The organism is Bradyrhizobium sp. SZCCHNR1017 (assembly GCF_032381375.1).
GTDB lineage: Bacteria > Pseudomonadota > Alphaproteobacteria > Rhizobiales > Xanthobacteraceae > Bradyrhizobium.
Window position 1 is genome coordinate 660,362 of the sequence record NZ_JAUHIR010000001.1, and the last position, 14,569, is coordinate 674,930.

Sequence of the window (14,569 nt, forward strand, 5' to 3'; positions counted from 1 at the left end):
TGCCGGGCGATGTTTCCGGAGCTTGATACCGGTCAGCCGACCGTCGCGGAGTAGCGCGCGCCGAGCGGCCGGACTCTCGACCCGAGGTTCAGCCGCGCGGACCCAGCGGTTCTGCTTTGGCTGTTCGCCTGCAACGCAGGATGCCTCGCGTGCATTAAGCTTTCCTCTTCAGCTTAACGCCGGCTTCCATTTGACGCCGACGCCCTTCATCCGCCACGTGCTGGGCGATGGAGTTGAACCATGTTCGAACTAGCCATTTTGACTGCAATCTGTTTCATCGCCGCCGTCGCCCTCAGGATCATTTACCAGCGGCGCCAGGATGTCCTGTACGGCCCCTACATTACCGATGTCTCGTGGCCGACGGCGCTCCGCGACGACCGCGTCGAAGCGTCGTCATCCTGAGCCTGGACGCACTCCCGGAATGCTCCCGCACAAGCCGTCGCGATCACGCCAGGGAAGAGTGGCGGTGCGCCCGACGCCCGATTTCAGAAGCCGATGCGCCCGCCAGAATCGTTGAGCAGCGCATCGAGCCGGTCCGGGCTCATGCTTTGTCCGCCCGGCATCTCGATGCTGACGCAGGCGGCGCCGAGACGCAGATAGGCATTGGCCGTCAGCAGCGCGTCCTGCGCGCTGCGGCACCTGATGGTGGCGATCGCGCTGGCGCTTTCGGCCCGTACGGTGAAGGACGCTGCGGCCATGAAGGACTGGCTCATCTGTAAGCGGCGGCTGAAATGAAGCCGAAGCTTATTCAGAGGAGCCCGACGGTATCATTGAGGTGGATCAAAGCCGCCAGCCGAAGACTTCGCTAAGCGCCCCCCTCAGCTTCGGTTCAGCGACAGGCTGATGCGGGTGACGATGCCGTCCCAAGCGCGCTCCCAGACTCGGGGGTAGTTGATCAGCACGCAGTGCACGTAGCCGCCAACGAAGTTGCAGCGGTTGTACCAGACGTAGTCGCCCTTGTAGCTCGACACCGCGAAGAATCGCGAGGTGACGCGCTTGTATTGAATATTCGGCGGCGGATTCTTCCTGGCAAGGAACCGCGCAGGTGACTCCCGCGCGTTATTCGATACCGACTGCACGGTCAGGTTGGCGCGGCCGTCGGCAGTCTGGAAGCGTTGGCCGTAGCCCTCGGGTTGGCCCGCCGTGTCGCTGAAGATCGAGACCGGAATGTCGACCGATGTGCCGGTCTCCGGGATCCTATAGGTGTTCCAGCGCACCGATTGGGCGGTCGCGGCGGAGCTCCCGCAGGCGGCGCACGCAAGCACTGCCATCGCCTTGATGATCGGATTCATGTGTGTCGTCCCGAATGGCTTGAGAACGCGATGACGTTGGATCACTTTCGCGGCCGCGCGAAGGCAATGTCCGACATCAACGGCAGGCGAATGCACGACACCCGCCGGAGTTCATGGCTCCCGCAGGCCCCGTGCTCGGTCGCTTCCCATCATTGAATGCGGGAGGGGGCAAGGTTCTGGGTTGCCGCCGGACCGTCACCAGCCATGAGCTCGTTCGTTCCGGTCTCGGAGGGCTGCTCCAACCTTCGCAAGAAGGCATCCAGTTGCGGCGCGAGTTGCGAGACGACGAACCTCGAGCCTTCCGGGGTGAAATGGATGGTATCCCAGACGATCGGGGTTTCCGCGTCAACCGTCAGCGGACAACGCCTCTTGCTGCAAATCGTGTCGAGAATGGAAACGTATTGAACGAGCGGATACGCGCGGGCGCTCTCTCTCAGACGATCGTCCGCCTGGAACGACGCGTCCTTCGGCATCAGCGAATTGCCGATCGGGACGTGCGTCTGCTCATGGTTGAACAACGTCGGAGCCAAGGGAGCTGAAAACTCGATCGAGGGACCGAGCAACAGAACGGGAACGCCCGTTTCCTGAGCGACCGCCAGCAGCGCGTTCAAATAACCGTCGACGCGCCGTGCGGGAGGCCGGCCATAGGTTTCGAGATAGGCGCGCCAATTGCCGGAAAGAATGATGGCGTCAAAGCGGTGCGCCTTGATCTGATCGCGCAGCAGCTGATTGACGTCGTTACAGTTTCGCGAGGTGCTCAGCTTGAGCTCGACGAACGGCGGGCAGCCCCCTGACGTGAGCTGCAGAAGATGGTAGGCATCGGGCGACAGGTAGCCCCGCAACGCCCAGGCATAATGCGCGGCCAGGCTGTCGCCGGCGAGCAGAATGTTGCGCTTGTTTGCAGCCGGTTTCAGGCACGCCTCGAAATCGTAGGCCGATGCCGGCTCATCGGGCTGCAAGAAGCAGCTGTGCGCACGATAGAACGGCTCCATCGTCCGGGAATCGTACCGGAGCATTCGTGCCTGTGATTGCGGGAAGCGATCGGCGTAGCCGTCATGCGCGACGCCGTGAACTCCGACCGCGACCATGACGGCGGCAATGCCCGCGATCACCGGGGAGCCTCGCACGCCAACCCATACCGTTCGTGCGCGCGCAGGCCGCTCGACGATGACGTAGGACAGATAGGCCAGCAGCAGCGAGCACAGCAGGAGTCCAACCGTAGCTGCCGCCGAGGTCGCAACATCCAGCGGCAGCGCGGCCCTGCCGAGGACGAAAACCGGCCAGTGCCAAAGATAGAGCGAGTAGGACAGACGGCCGAGGAATGCTCCGAGCTCACTGAACGGCAGCCCGGGTCTGCCCTCCTCCTGATTGAACGCGACGATGTAGACCGCAGCACCGACACAGGGGACCAGCGCGTGCAATCCCGGGAAGCGGGTCTCTGCGCGGAAGATGACCACGGCAAGCAGCATGGAGACCATGCCCGCGGCCGCGAAGGCCAGGCGCGTCACGCTTCCAACCGGCGACCATCGATGCAGGAAAAACGCAATGCTTCCGATCAGGAACTCCCAGGCCCGCAGCGGGGCGATGTAGAAGGCGGTCGAGGGCGATTGCTTGATCCAAAGCTCGTCGAGCACACACAGCGCGATCGTTCCGAGGATGACCAGCCCGAGCGACGGCTTCGACGTTGGATCGGGAAACAGCCGGCTCCAGAGCCAAGTCACGACCGGAAACAGGAAGTAGAACTGCTCCTCCACCGACAATGACCAGGTGTGGATGAGAACCTTCCCGATCGTTGGTAAATCGAAATAGCCGGTCTGCGACCAGAAGAAGACGTTCGACGAAAATAGCACCGTGGAGATCGCGCTTCCGAAGAACATTCGGTAGTCGCCTGGAGGCGCCAAGAACCACGCGACCATCCCGGTGACGACGATCATCAAATAGAGCGCCGGAAGCAGCCGCCTCGCCCTCCGTTCGTAGAACTCCATGAAGGAAAACGAATCGGATTGAATGCCGGTCCAAATGAGCCGGGAGATCACATAACCGGAGATGACGAAGAAGATGTCGACGCCGACAAACCCACCGCCAAAGCCCGGCAGCTCGTAATGAAATCCAATGACCGAAACCACGGCTACGGCGCGCAGCCAATCGATGTCCGGCCGGTACTCCAAAACCTTTGTGCGCGTCATACTGGCAGCCTGGGCGGGCCGTTCGCCCTAACAGGTTACCTGCTGACATGTTCGAAAATGAATTGCAACATTCAGAAACACACGGAAATACCGTTGTTGGTTGGTGTATCCGAATTGCCGCACCGCCTCAGGAGCCCATCACGCGGGGATGCTGGCGGATCGCGGGCACGGCCGGCGCCCATTCCGCCTGCGGCGTCATCCGCTTCGCATCAGGAGGATTGGCGATCGGTCGCGACATCCCGGTACTGACATGGGGACGGTGATCGAAAGCTCGACAGAGCAGCGAGAACGCGCAGCATCCGTCCAGGCCCACCTTGCGAGCAGGCCAGATCCATGCGCCGCGCTCGCGCGCGCTGCCCAACGCAGCCTTCGACCCGACGGCCGCTCGGGTGTCGGTAACTACTCAACCTTGGGCCTTCTCTTTTTGCTCAAGCCTAGCAACGCGCCTTCATCACCGAGGGCGGGCATGCCACGCGCGCTTCCTCCATCATGATTCATGAACTGCCCATCATGCTGGCGCCTCAACTGGGCTCGACACGAGACGCCCGTGCGATCCCTGCTCGATGAATGTGGGGCTGTTGTATGATGAGCACACCCGCCAGCGAGATTTCGGCGACCGGCTTCCGTCGTCACCACCCACATGATACCAGTCATGCCAAAGAAACCGGCGAGCGAGTGGCGACATCGCCATAGCCGTTAATACCTCGCCACAAATTGGCCGAGGTCGAGGTGAGCTGCCTCTATACTTGGAGTTGCTTTTGCAACCGCATTGGCGCCGTAGCCCGGATGGTGCTCGTCGCCACCGAGCCGCGCAGGCTGAGCACGCTCAAACCGCCTCCCTGAAGGAATTAAGCTTAAAAACGTGCGGCGCCGCGTCTCCGCAACCTGGCAACTTCTTTCAACAGCCAAGACGTGCAACAATACTGCACGCAACTAATATCAACCTCAGATTTAATTTACTGATCATTTACTTTCCGCAACTTTGCCCCAAAAACTGCACGATGCTGGGTTCCTCTTTCACAATTAGAACTCTTCTGGGACTCTACAAAAACCACCTCCCCAGAAACGGGATCTAACAACCTCGGATATACTTTTCATAACTCACTCTCCGTCTTCGTTTCGCGTACAGAGGTCCCACAATGACAACACTCATCAAGGCTCTCCCGACCCATCTCGAAGAGACCCGTATCGACACCGAGAAGCTGCGCACGATCCTGATGCTCTGCGGCGCCACGGCGTTTGGCTTCATCCTCCACGCCACCTACGGTCTCGATCTCAGCTACGCCTTCTTCTGATTTGATCAGTCAACCGGTCGCGGGCTGGCGACTCTTCATTGCCGGACGCGATCGGCGTCGGTCCCGACTCGCGGGGTTATTGAACGGCCCCGCGCGTCGCCTTTTCGAAGCGATACGCGCCACGCGAAGAATATGGCAGATGCCGTCAATCACAGGCTTGATCGTGCTTTTGCACAGCCTGGCCGCGCCGCTCCCACAATTCCGCCGCGACGACGCGACACGCTGGTTGTGTTGAGAATTGCGGTTGCTTGAGGACGAGTAGCGTCATGCGTTCACCAGTATATGATCTCTATCAGATGAAGCAGGATCGCTTGCCGAAAGGAGCCCGTTCGGCATGGCTGAGGACGAGGCCGAATGAGCCTCCCCCCATCGCCGATGACTGGGTCTTCGTCGGCAAGGAACGGCATCCGAGCCGGTGGACGGTCGCAGAGATGAATGAAAAAGGCACCTGCTACCGCGAGATTCCGATCTGGCTATCGAGCCGCCGCAGCATGATGGCTGGATCGGCGGCCGAAAACGGCGCTCAGCCGCCGGCCGCCTGAGATTTCATCGGGGGTCGCGGACAAGGCCGCGATACGCGAGGTTCGTCGGCGGCCTCGCAAGCGCAATGAACGAGGGCGACGGTCCTAAGCGAGTTGGACGCCGTAATAGTCGTCGACCTTGCGCCCCGCCCCGGCATCCCCCCAGTCCCACTCGCGCTCGTCGGAATATTTCGGCGCGCCCCGCAGCTGGTTCTCGGTCACGCCGGTAACGTAGCCGCCGAGTCGCGTGTCGTACTTCAGGGATTGCCAGGGCAACGGGTAGTGATCATTGCCAAGCCCGAGGAAACCGCCGAAGCCCAGGACGGCATACGAGACCCGCCCGCTCGGCTTGTCGATCATCACACGTTCGATGGTGCCGATCTTGGTGTCATCGGCGCCATAGACGGCCGTGCCTTCGACCTTGTCGCTTCCAATCAGGTTGCCATATTCGCGTTCATCGAGCATCGATGTCATGTGATCCTCCCGGTGCTAGTGGATCGATAACGTTCGGCCGTCACCGGCCGTTCCCAAGGGCCTGAAGGGCTCTCAGTCACCCTCCGACGGGTTACTGTCCTGCTCGGGATGACGTGTCGCCTCGCGGGACGGAGCATCGGGAGATGTGGTCCTATGAACCTGCTGCGCACGCTCCTTGTCGGCGGGCTGATCCTCCCCGCGTCCTGTCCTGACGATGCCTTGGCCTTGCTGCGCCATCGGATGGCTCTCCTTGGTTGGTGATCCACGAAGGGCGTCGGATTGGATAGTGCCGACGCCACTCCGATTAGATCAAAAACGACGCGGTCCGCGCCTGTTCGTTCCTCCCTGAGCCAACCGGCCGCAGAGCCGACCAGTGCATCTGGCGCGCGACACGGTGCTTTCAGAGATCCAAATGAAACGTTGGTGGTCTCAGGCCGTTGACCACGTCCCTCGAGAGGAGACACCGCATGGCAGGCGATCGCACAACGTCGATGTCCCGCCGCAAGATGGTCGGAGGCACCGCAACACTTGCGGCCGCATCGCTGACCTCGGCAACAGCGAAAGGACGCGAGACGATGGCCGCAAATTCAACCCCGCCCGAACCGCTCATGGACCCCAAGGACAAATATCCGAAGCCGCCGTTCGAACACCAATCGCAGCCCTGGCCGGGTCTTGCGAGCAAGATGTCGCCGCGGCCGGATCACGGTGAAACCAGCTACAAGGGTTCCGGGCGTCTCGCCAGGCGCAAGGCGCTGATCACTGGAGGCGATTCCGGCATGGGACGCGCGGCCGCCATCGCCTATGCGCGGGAAGGAGCCGACGTCGCGATCAACTACTACCCGACCGAGGAGCCGGATGCGCAGGAGGTCATCGCATTGATCGAGGCCGAGGGGCGAAAGGCCGTCGCCATCCCCGGCGATCTGCGCGACGAGGAGTTCTGCCGGCGGCTGGTGCAACAGGCCGTCGAAGCGCTGGGCGGACTCGACATCGTCGTCAACAACGCCGCGCGGCAGCAGGCACGCCAGTCGATCCTGGATGTCTCGTCCGAAGAGTTCGACGCGACGATGAAAACCAATATCTATGCCCCGTTCTGGATCATCAAGGCCGCCCTGCCCCATCTGAAGCCGGGATCGGTCATCATCGGCACTTCGTCCGAGCAGGCCTACGATCCCTCTCCCGACCTCTATGACTACGCGCAGACCAAGGCGGCGACCATGAACTACGTGAAGTCCCTGGCCAAACAGCTCGGGCCGAAGGGCATTCGCGTGAACGCCGTCGCTCCCGGGCCGATCTGGACGCCCCTTCAGGTCTCAGGCGGGGCCACTATGGAGAAACTCGAAAAATTCGGTGGTCAGACTCCACTCGGTCGTCCTGGCCAGCCGGTGGAGCTTGGATCGATCTACGTCCAGTTGGCCGCTGCGGACGCGAGCTACGCCAACGGGCAGGTCTATGGATCTTCGGGAGGGTCCGGGCAGCCCTGAAGCCGCCCGCCTCGCTCAAATGCGGGTGACAGGCTGCGGAAGCGAATACGCTTCCGTATGCACCTGACGGATCGTTGTGAACGCAGCGACAGCCGACGCCAAGCTGAACGCAGTCAGTAGCGCAATGAGAATCGTTCGTGGGGTCATCGGACGCTCCTGCATTCTAATTGGTTACTCGTGCCGCGCAGCCTTCGGCTCGCCGAGCGGCGCAATCTCGCCGTCGAGCCAGTCCTGCTGGAGAGCGAGCGCATTCCAGCCCTGGGCCATGCGCCGATAGCGCCGGAAGGCCGGCTCTTCCTGCGTGCGCTCCGCAAGCTGGAGGCAGTTGTCCGCGTTCTCTCTGAAAAGATCTGATTGTTTCATACAAATTTAGCTGGTGGGCGCCGCGCGCCGATGCAATCGTGTTACACGATATTAATGATCATGGAACTGTCGGCAGTTCTCTATCGAAAGCGGGGAGCAGTACGTTCTGTTCCAAGTTGCAAGATGGTCGTGAGACCGAGCATCACAACGCTCTGCCGTGGTTTGCTGACTCTCTGACCTCTTCCCCTTCGGGATCGCGTCGCAGCCCTGGACTGCATTGTCATCCCGCGCTCCGAACAACGAGGTCCCCGCTGCACCCGCTACTTGCTGCGCTGCGGTCGGAGCGTTGCGGAACTGGCGGGCGCATCGCCCGTCGCTCCCGGGCCGCGGGACTTGGCGGTGGACGACCATGAAGGCGGCCACGACACTGAGTTGAGAATCGTGCTTCTCGTAACCCCTCGGCACGACCAGCGAAGGCTAATCTCTGGCTTGGTTCCGGAAAGGGATGGCTCATCCTCGCAAGAGAGAAAAAGAATTCTGGAACGTTCCGCCTGGAGTGGAGTTGAGCCATTTGTGCCGGCAAATGCCGGTTCCATCAGCCGGAGAAATCGGCCTCCCGGCTTGATTTGATTAGTTGCCGCGGCTTCTATGCCGCCCGTCATAAGTGTCTCAGATTCTTGATGGTAGACGATTCTGACTTGGGGGAACTTGATGAGCGATGATGCTGCTGCCGGTGCGATGCCCATGCGCCAGGGGTTCGGTCGCCACGGCAACGGAGTCGAGGCGGCCGATGCCAGCCAGGATCTGCTCCGCGTCCTCCAGGCCATGCGTTCCGGAGATTTCTCCGTGCGCATGAGCGGCGACTATCTCGGCATCGACGGCAAAATCGCTGACACGTTCAACGAGATCATTGCAGCCAACGAGCGGATGGCGCAGCAGCTCGAGCGCGTCGGCCAGGTCGTGGGACGCGAGGGAAAGACGCGCCAGCGCGTGCGGTTCGGCATCGCCAGCGGCTCCTGGGCGGATATGGAGAGCTCGATCAACACGTTGATCGACGATCTTCTATGGCCCACGCGCGAGGTGACTCGCGCGGTCGCCGCCGTGGCCCAAGGCGACCTCCTGCAGACCGTGAAGCTGGATGTCGATGGCCGGCCTCTGGGCGGCGAGTTCCTGCAGTCGGCGACCATCGTCAATACGATGATCAAGCAGCTCAGCGTCTTCACGTCCGAAGTGACCCGCGTGGCGCGCGAGGTCGGCACCGAGGGCAAGCTCGGCGGACAGGCCCAGGTTCCCGAAGTCACGGGCGTCTGGAAGGACCTGACCGAGAGCGTCAACTCGATGGCCAACAACCTCACCGGCCAGGTCCGCAATATCGCGGAGGTGACGATCGCGGTTGCCAATGGCGACCTGTCGAAGAAGATCACGGTCGACGTGCGTGGTGAAATTCTGCAGTTGAAGGAGGCGATCAACACGATGGTCGACCAGCTGCGCTCGTTCGCGTCGGAGGTGACGCGCGTGGCCCGCGAGGTCGGCACCGACGGCAAGCTCGGCGGTCAGGCCATCGTTCCCGGCGTTGCCGGCACCTGGAAGGACCTCACCGACTCCGTCAACGCGATGTGCGGCAACCTCACCGCTCAGGTCCGCAACATCGCCAACGTCACCACTGCGGTCGCCCGCGGTGACCTGTCACGCAAGATCACGGTCGATGTGCGCGGTGAGATCCTGGAGCTGAAGGACACCATCAACACGATGGTCGACCAGCTCAACGCCTTCGCATCCGAGGTGACGCGCGTGGCGCGCGAGGTCGGCACCGAGGGTAAGCTCGGCGGCCAGGCGCAGGTGCCGGGCGTTGCCGGCACCTGGAAGGATCTCACCGACAACGTGAACTTCATGGCGTCGAACCTGACGGCACAGGTCCGCAACATCGCCGACGTCGCGACCGCCATCGCCAGCGGCGATCTATCAAAGAAGATCACGGTCAACGTCTCCGGCGAGATCCTTCAGTTGAAGGAGACGCTGAACACGATGGTCGACCAGCTCAATGCGTTCGCCGGCGAGGTCACGCGCGTGGCGCGCGAGGTGGGCACCGACGGTCGGCTCGGCGGCCAGGCCAACGTGCTCGGCGTTGCCGGCACCTGGAAGGATCTCACCGAGAGCGTCAACTCGATGGCGTCGAACCTGACGGCGCAGGTCCGCAACATCGCCGAGGTGACGACCGCCGTCGCCAACGGCGACCTGTCGAAGAAGATCACCGTCGACGTGCGCGGCGAGATCCTGGAGCTGAAGGACACCATCAACACGATGGTCGACCAGCTCAACGCGTTCGCCGGCGAGGTGACCCGCGTCGCCCGCGAGGTCGGCACCGAGGGCAAGCTCGGCGGCCAGGCCATGGTGCGCGGCGTCGCGGGCACCTGGAAGGACCTGACCGACAGCGTCAACTCGATGGCCTCGAACCTGACCGGCCAGGTCCGCAACATCGCGGAGGTCGCCACCGCCGTCGCCAAGGGCGACCTGTCGAAGAAGATCACGGTCAACGTCTCCGGCGAGATCCTTCAGCTGAAGGAGACGCTAAACACGATGGTCGACCAGCTCAACGCCTTCGCCGGTGAGGTGACGCGCGTGGCGCGCGAGGTCGGCACCGACGGCAAGCTCGGCGGCCAGGCCGAGGTGCCCGGTGTGGCCGGCACATGGAAGGACCTCACCGACAGCGTCAACTCGATGGCCGGCAATCTGACGGCGCAGGTGCGCAACATCGCCGAGGTGGCGACGGCCATCGCCGGCGGCGACCTGTCGCGCAAGATCACGGTCGACGTGCGCGGCGAGATTCTGAGTCTCAAAGAGACGCTGAACACGATGGTCGATCAGCTCAACCGCTTCGCGGGCGAGGTGACGCGCGTCGCCCGCGAGGTCGGCACCGAGGGTCGGCTCGGCGGCCAGGCCAACGTGCCCGGCGTCGCCGGCACCTGGAAGGATCTCACCGACAGCGTCAACTCGATGGCCGGCAATCTGACGGCGCAGGTCCGCAACATCGCCGAGGTGACCACGGCGGTGGCGCGCGGCGACCTGTCGCGCAAGATCACCGTCGATGTGAAGGGCGAGATCCTGGAGCTGAAGAACACCATCAACACCATGGTCGATCAGCTCAACGCCTTCGCATCGGAGGTGACGCGCGTGGCGCGCGAGGTCGGCACCGAAGGCAAGCTGGGCGGCCAGGCCGAGGTGCCCGAAGTCGCAGGTACCTGGAAGGACCTCACCGACAGCGTCAACTTCATGGCCTCGAACCTGACCGCGCAGGTCCGCAACATCGCCGAGGTCGCGACCGCGATCGCCGGGGGCGACCTGTCGAAGAAGATCACGGTCGACGTGCGCGGCGAGATCCTGCTGCTCAAGGACACCCTGAACACGATGGTGGAGCAGTTGCGCTCGTTCGCGGCCGAAGTGACGCGGGTCGCGCGCGAGGTCGGCACCGAGGGCCGGTTGGGCGGCCAGGCCGTTGTGCCCGGCGTCGGCGGCACCTGGAAGGATTTGACCGACAACGTCAACCTGCTCGCGGCCAATCTGACCACGCAGGTCCGAAACATCGCCGAGGTGACCACGGCAGTGGCGCGCGGCGACCTGTCGCGCAAGATCACCGTCGACGTGAAGGGCGAGATCTTGGAGCTGAAGAACACCATCAACACCATGGTCGATCAGCTCAACGCCTTCGCCGGCGAGGTGACGCGCGTGGCACGCGAGGTCGGCACCGAAGGCAAGCTCGGCGGACAGGCGCAGGTGCCGGGCGTTGCCGGCACCTGGAAAGACCTCACCGATACCGTCAACTTCATGGCCGCGAACCTGACCGAGCAGGTCCGCGGCATCGTCAAGGTCGTGACCGCCGTCGCCAACGGCGATCTCAAGCAGAATCTCACGGTCAAATCGAAGGGCGAGGTCGCAGCGCTCGCCGACACCATCAACAACATGACGGAGACGCTGGCGACCTTCGCCGACCAAGTGACGAGCGTGGCCCGCGAGGTCGGCGTCGAGGGCCGGCTCGGCGGCCAGGCCAACGTGCCCGGCGCGGCCGGCACGTGGAAGGACCTGACCGGCAACGTCAACCTGCTCGCGGCCAACCTGACGTCCCAGGTGCGCGCCATCGCCGAGGTCGCGACCGCCGTGACCAAGGGCGATCTCACCCGCTCCATCCAGGTCGATGCCCGCGGCGAGGTGGCCGAGCTCAAAGACAACATCAATACGATGATCACCAATCTGAGGCTCACCACCGACCTCAACACCGAGCAGGACTGGCTCAAGACGAACCTCGCCAAGTTCACCAACATGCTGCAGGGCCAGCGCGACCTGACCACCGTTGGCCGCCTGCTGCTGACCGAGCTGACGCCGCTGGTGAACGCCCACCGCGGCGTGATCTACCAGGTCGAGACCGAGTCCGCGCCACAGCTGCGCCTGCTCGCCTCATACGCCGATGACGGCATCTATCCTCACCGGACGCACGTCCAGTTCGGTGAGGGGCTGATCGGGCAATGCGCGATCGACAAGCGCCAGCGGCTGGTCTCGGAGATCCCATCCGACGTCATCCCCGTGGGCTCCGCCCTGCTCCGCGCCGTCCCTAAGAACCTCGTGGTGCTGCCGGTGTTGTTCGAGAACCAGGTCAAGGCGGTGATCGAGCTGGCGTCGCTCAGTCCGTTCACGACGTCGCAGATGACGTTCCTCGAGCAGCTCACCGACTCCATCGGCATCGTGCTCAATTCGATCGAAGCCACGATGCAGACCGAGGGACTGCTGAAGCAGTCGCAGCAGCTCGCCGCGGAGCTTCAGACCCAGCAGCGCGAGCTGCAACAGACCAACGAGCAGCTCGAGCAGAAGGCGCAACAGCTCGCCGAGCGCAACGTCGAGGTCGAGCGCAAGAACCAGGAGATCGAGCAGGCCCGCCGCGCGCTCGAGGAAAAGGCGACCGAGCTCGCGCTGACGTCCAAGTACAAGTCCGAGTTTCTCGCCAACATGTCGCACGAGCTGCGCACGCCGCTCAACAGCATCCTGATCCTCGGCCAGCAGCTGACCGAGAATCCGGACGGCAATCTCACCCTCAAGCAGGTCGAGTTCGCCCGCACCATCCATGGCGCCGGCACCGATCTGCTCAATTTGATCAGCGACATCCTCGATCTCTCGAAGATCGAGTCCGGCACCGTGACGGTCGATGCCGAGGAGATCCTCACCACCAACCTCCTGGAGACCGTGGGGCGTCCGTTCCGCCACGAGGCGGAAAATCGCCTGCTCGCCTTCAACATCGACGTCGACCCGAACCTTGCGCGTAGCATCGTCACGGATTCCAAGCGCTTGCAGCAGGTGCTGAAGAATCTGCTCTCGAACGCCTTCAAGTTCACCGCCGAAGGAGGGGTGCGCTTGAAGGTGTCTGCGGCGCTCGGCGGATGGAGCGCAGAACATCCGGTGCTCAACACGGCACCGGCCGTGATCGCGTTCGAAGTCTCGGACACCGGCATCGGCATTCCGCAAGACAAGCAGAAGCTGATCTTCGAGGCGTTCCAGCAGGCGGATGCCGGCACGAGCCGCAAATATGGTGGCACTGGTCTCGGGCTCGCGATCAGCCGCGAGCTCGCCAACCTCCTGGGCGGCGAGATCCACCTCAAGAGCGCCCCCGGCAAGGGCAGCACCTTCACGCTGTATCTGCCGCTCAAATATTCAGGTCCCGCAACGGCGCCGCGCGTCAGTCCGGCATCGCCCGTTCCCTACGTTCAACCTCCAGCCCTACAGCAAGCGGCCGCGCCAGAGCGCGGGATCGAGCCCCCGCCGGACGATCGTCTCGATCTCGAACCCGGCGATACGATCCTGCTCGTGGTCGAGGACGATCCACACTACGCGCGCGTCCTGATCGACCTCGCGCGCGACAGGGGCTTCAAGGTCCTGACCGCCAGCCGCGGCGCCGAGGCGCTGGATCTCGCCAAACAGTATCAACCGGCCGCGATCTCTCTCGACGTCTTCCTGCCGGACATGCTCGGCTGGACCGTTCTGAGCCAGCTCAAGCATAATCCGCTGACGCGGCACATCCCGGTGCAGATCATCACGCTCGACGAAGACCGCCAGCACGCTTTGGCGCGTGGGGCCTTCTCCTTCGTCAGCAAGCCCACGACAACGGAAGGCGTCAGCGCGGCCCTGTCGCAGATCAAGGAATACGCGAAGCCGCGACGCAAGCGGCTGCTGATCGTGGAGGACAACGCGGCCGAGCAGCTCAGCATCCGCCAGCTGTTGGATCACGACGACATCGAGATCATCGCGGCGGATACGGGAGCTGCGGCGCTCGAGACGCTGCGCAGCGCACCGTGCGACTGCGTGGTTCTCGATCTGCGGCTGCCCGACATGAGCGGGTTCGACGTGCTCGATCAATTGCGCTCCGACGAGTTCTTGTCGAGCGTTCCGGTGGTCGTCTTCACCGGGCGGGAATTGTCGGCCGAAGAGGATGCGGAACTGCATACGATGGCGCGGAGCATCGTCGTCAAGGGCGTGGAATCGCCGGAGCGGCTGCTCGACGAGACGTCGTTGTTCCTTCACCGCGTGATTACGGAACTGCCGCTCGAGAAGCAGCGCATGCTCGAGAAGCTGAACAGTTCCGACGAGGATCTGATCGGCAAGACGGTGCTGCTGGTCGACGACGACGCCCGCAACATCTTTGCTCTTTCCAGCGTGCTGGAACGCCGCGGCATGAAAGTGCTGACGGCCACCACCGGCAGCGAAGCGATCGACCTGGTGCAGAGCAATCCCGCGATCGCGATCGTCCTCATGGACATCATGATGCCGCAGATGGATGGTTATCAGACGATCGGCGTCATTAGGCAAAACCCCGCCTTCGTCCGGCTCCCCATCATCGCGTTGACCGCGAAAGCCATGAAGGGAGACCGCGAAAAGTGTCTCGAAGCTGGCGCCTCCGATTATCTGGCAAAACCCGTCAACACCGAGCAGCTGCTTCTTGCGATCCGCATGTGGCTGCACCGCTGAACGGCTCATCAT

10 protein-coding genes are annotated in these 14,569 nt (G+C 63.0%); 5 read left to right on the forward strand and 5 right to left on the reverse strand.

What is annotated here, in order from left to right:
* Positions 1-240: 240 nt before the first annotated feature.
* Positions 241-402 (forward strand): hypothetical protein, encoded by a 162-nt coding sequence (locus QW863_RS03140; RefSeq protein WP_315711836.1) that lies wholly within the window; start codon positions 241-243, stop codon positions 400-402.
* An 83-nt stretch (positions 403-485) separates the two neighbouring features.
* Here the strand turns inward: QW863_RS03140 and QW863_RS03145 are convergent, their stop codons facing one another.
* The 3 genes from QW863_RS03145 to QW863_RS03155 form a co-directional block, all read right to left on the reverse strand.
* Positions 486-698 (reverse strand): hypothetical protein, encoded by a 213-nt coding sequence (locus tag QW863_RS03145; RefSeq protein ID WP_315711835.1) that lies wholly within the window; start codon positions 696-698, stop codon positions 486-488.
* A 120-nt stretch (positions 699-818) separates the two neighbouring features.
* Positions 819-1,292 (reverse strand): hypothetical protein, encoded by a 474-nt coding sequence (locus QW863_RS03150; protein ID WP_315711833.1) that lies wholly within the window; start codon positions 1,290-1,292, stop codon positions 819-821.
* A gap of 149 nt (positions 1,293-1,441) precedes the next feature.
* Complete coding sequence (locus QW863_RS03155) at positions 1,442-3,478, reverse strand: acyltransferase family protein (protein ID WP_315711832.1); 2,037 nt, start codon at positions 3,476-3,478, stop codon at positions 1,442-1,444.
* Between the two features lie 1,139 nt (positions 3,479-4,617).
* On the opposite strand from QW863_RS03155, the gene QW863_RS03160 reads away from it, so the two are divergent.
* Both QW863_RS03160 and QW863_RS03165 read left to right on the forward strand, forming a co-directional pair.
* Positions 4,618-4,773, forward strand: a complete 156-nt coding sequence (locus QW863_RS03160; protein WP_315711831.1) for a hypothetical protein — start codon at positions 4,618-4,620, stop codon at positions 4,771-4,773.
* Between the two features lie 266 nt (positions 4,774-5,039).
* Positions 5,040-5,315, forward strand: coding sequence for a hypothetical protein (locus QW863_RS03165; RefSeq protein ID WP_315712614.1), 276 nt, complete (start codon positions 5,040-5,042; stop codon positions 5,313-5,315).
* Between the two features lie 84 nt (positions 5,316-5,399).
* On the opposite strand, the gene QW863_RS03170 is transcribed toward QW863_RS03165, so the two are convergent.
* The gene (locus QW863_RS03170; protein WP_315711829.1) at positions 5,400-5,768 is read right to left on the reverse strand and encodes a PRC-barrel domain-containing protein; all 369 of its coding nucleotides are present in this window, start codon (positions 5,766-5,768) and stop codon (positions 5,400-5,402) included.
* A gap of 467 nt (positions 5,769-6,235) precedes the next feature.
* Between QW863_RS03170 and QW863_RS03175 the strand changes: the two genes are divergently transcribed.
* A complete protein-coding gene (locus tag QW863_RS03175; RefSeq protein WP_315711827.1) occupies positions 6,236-7,249 on the forward strand; it encodes an SDR family oxidoreductase in 1,014 nt (337 codons plus the stop codon).
* Positions 7,250-7,420: 171 nt separating this feature from the next.
* Here the strand turns inward: QW863_RS03175 and QW863_RS03180 are convergent, their stop codons facing one another.
* The gene (locus QW863_RS03180; RefSeq protein ID WP_315711826.1) at positions 7,421-7,612 is read right to left on the reverse strand and encodes a hypothetical protein; all 192 of its coding nucleotides are present in this window, start codon (positions 7,610-7,612) and stop codon (positions 7,421-7,423) included.
* Between the two features lie 684 nt (positions 7,613-8,296).
* Between QW863_RS03180 and QW863_RS03185 the strand changes: the two genes are divergently transcribed.
* Positions 8,297-14,557, forward strand: coding sequence for a HAMP domain-containing protein (locus QW863_RS03185; protein WP_409977885.1), 6,261 nt, complete (start codon positions 8,297-8,299; stop codon positions 14,555-14,557).
* Positions 14,558-14,569 lie beyond the last annotated feature (12 nt).